This is a genomic window from Pantoea eucrina (genome assembly GCF_002095385.1).
Taxonomy (GTDB): Bacteria; Pseudomonadota; Gammaproteobacteria; order Enterobacterales; family Enterobacteriaceae; genus Pantoea; species Pantoea eucrina.
This window is the reverse complement of record NZ_MIPP01000084.1, coordinates 1-2,517: the sequence shown is the minus strand read 5'-3', so window position 1 is coordinate 2,517 and position 2,517 is coordinate 1. Positions and strand designations below refer to the sequence as shown.

Genomic DNA, 2,517 nt, shown 5'->3' with positions numbered 1-2,517 from the left:
GGCACCGGCGCTGCCCCCGCTGTGGCGCACGCCGCGCGCCTGGTCGCTGGCGCTGAGCTTTGGCCTGGTAAACGGCGGCTACGCCACCTGCGTGGCGTGGCTCCCGGACGCGTATCAGCAGGCCGGCTGGAGTGAACAGGCGGGCGGTTCACTGCTTGGCGTAATGATTTTGTGTCAGGTTATCGGTGCGCTGCTGATGCCGCTGCTGGCCCGCCACACCGACCGGCGTCCGCCGCTGATTTTCAGCCTGCTCTGTCAGCTGACCGGTATGGCTGGCCTGCTGGTTGCGCCGCAGTTCGCCCCCTGGTGCTGGGCCGCAGTGGCCGGGTTTGGCCTGGGTGCCGCGTTTCCGCTGACGATGGTGCTGGCACTTGATCACCTGCCACACCCGCAGGCGGGCGCACGCCTGGTGGCATTTATGCAGGGCGCCGGGTTTATCATTGCCGGCTGCATGCCGTTTGTCGCCGGCCAGCTGCAGGCGTTCAGCGGCAGCTTCTCCAGCGTCTGGCTGATGCAGGGTATGATTACGCTGGGCCTGATTGCGCTGAACCTGCGCTTTCATCCGCACAGCTATACCGGCGCATTTACTCACGTGTCGCGCTGATTGGTCCTACCAAAAGCGCTAAAACCTTTTTGCCTGGTCACACTGCTGCAAAATTCTCCCGCAATGCGTTGCTTTCAGTTAACAACGCATTAACTATCTGACGCCATAAGCCCGGTTTCCTGAATGCGGTCCGACCACTTTCAGCGCGTCACGGGCACTGTTGCACGGTGCATGTTTTGCTGCACCGTGCCGGTTTCACTCCTCCGGAGATAATGGCATGCAGGTATGGCAGCAAAATTATGATCCGCTTAATAATCTGTGGCTTTCCAGTCTGGTCGCAGTGATACCGATTGTTTTTTTCTTTTTTGCGCTGATTAAACTCAAGCTCAAAGGCTACCAGGCGGGCACGGCGACCGTTGTGCTGGCGCTGCTGGTGGCGCTGCTGCTGTATGGCATGCCAGTGGGGCAGGCGCTGGCGTCGGCGGTGTATGGTTTTTTCTATGGCCTGTGGCCGATCGCCTGGATCATCATTGCCGCCGTGTTTGTGTATAAGATCTCGGTTAAAACCGGGCAGTTCGACATTATTCGCGCGTCGATCCTGTCGATCACGCCGGATCAGCGCCTGCAGATGCTGATCGTCGGTTTTGCCTTTGGCGCCTTCCTGGAAGGGGCGGCAGGATTTGGTGCGCCGGTGGCCATTACCGCTGCGCTGCTGGTCGGGCTGGGCTTCAAACCGCTCTATGCGGCGGGCCTCTGTCTGATTGTCAATACGGCGCCGGTAGCGTTCGGCGCGATGGGGATTCCGATTATTGTGGCCGGGCAGGTCACCGGGCTGGACAGCTTTCAGATTGGCCAGATGGCCGGGCGACAGCTGCCGTTTCTGACGCTGATTGTGCTGTTCTGGATTATGGCGATCATGGATGGCTGGCGCGGGGTGAAAGAGACCTGGCCGGCGGTGATCGTGGCGGGAGGATCGTTTGCCATTGCTCAGTTCCTGAGCTCCAACTTCCTCGGGCCGGAGCTGCCCGATATTATCTCCTCGCTCGCCTCATTGATCTGTCTGACGCTGTTTTTACGTCGCTGGCAGCCGGTACGCATTTTCCGTTTTGAAGAGCGCGATGCAGCTGACGCCATGCCCGGAGCGCAGCGCTATACGCTGGCGCAGATTGTGCGCGCATGGATGCCGTTTCTGTTCCTTACCGCGACGGTGACGCTGTGGAGTATTCCGCCGTTCAAGGCGCTGTTTGCCAAAGGCGGCGCACTCTATGACTGGGTCTTTACCGTGCCGGTACCGCTGCTGCATGAGCTGGTGGCGCGGATGCCGCCGGTGGTGAGTCAGGCCACGCCGTACGCTGCACTGTTTAAATTCGATGTGGTTTCAGCCACCGGCACGGCGATTCTGGTTGCGGCACTGCTGTCGATCCTCTGGCTGCGGATGAAACCGCGCGCGGCGCTGCAGACGTTCGCAGAGACGCTGAAAGAGCTGGCGCTGCCGATCTACTCTATCGGCATGGTGCTGGCGTTTGCCTTTATCTCTAACTACTCCGGGCTCTCTGCTACGCTGGCGCTGGCGCTGGCGCACACCGGGCAGGCGTTTACCTTTTTCTCACCGTTTCTCGGCTGGCTGGGCGTGTTTCTGACCGGATCGGACACCTCCTCCAACGCGCTGTTTGCCGCGCTGCAGGCGACCACGGCCCAGCAAATCGGCGTCTCTGATATCCTGCTGGTGGCCGCTAATACCACCGGCGGCGTGACCGGTAAGATGATATCGCCGCAGTCGATTGCGATCGCCTGCGCGGCGGTCGGGCTGGTGGGGAAAGAGTCCGATCTGTTCCGCTTTACCGTGAAACACAGCCTGATTTTTACCTGCATGGTCGGGGTGATCACCACGCTGCAGGCCTACGTGCTGACGTGGATGATCCCGTGAGCGCGCCGCTGCGCGAACGTCTCAGCGCCTGGATCAGCGCGCAGCA

The 2,517-nt window shown here is 60.8% G+C and carries 2 protein-coding genes; both read left to right on the top strand.

Annotated features, from left to right (window positions below):
• The coding region (locus tag HA43_RS18415) for an MFS transporter (RefSeq protein ID WP_128083831.1) at window positions 1-604 on the top strand (604 nt) is incomplete at its 5' end.
• 217 nt (window positions 605-821) lie between these two features.
• A complete protein-coding gene (gene lldP / locus HA43_RS18410; RefSeq protein WP_039382920.1) occupies window positions 822-2,471 on the top strand; it encodes an L-lactate permease in 1,650 nt (549 codons plus the stop codon).
• Window positions 2,472-2,517: the final 46 nt, after the last annotated feature.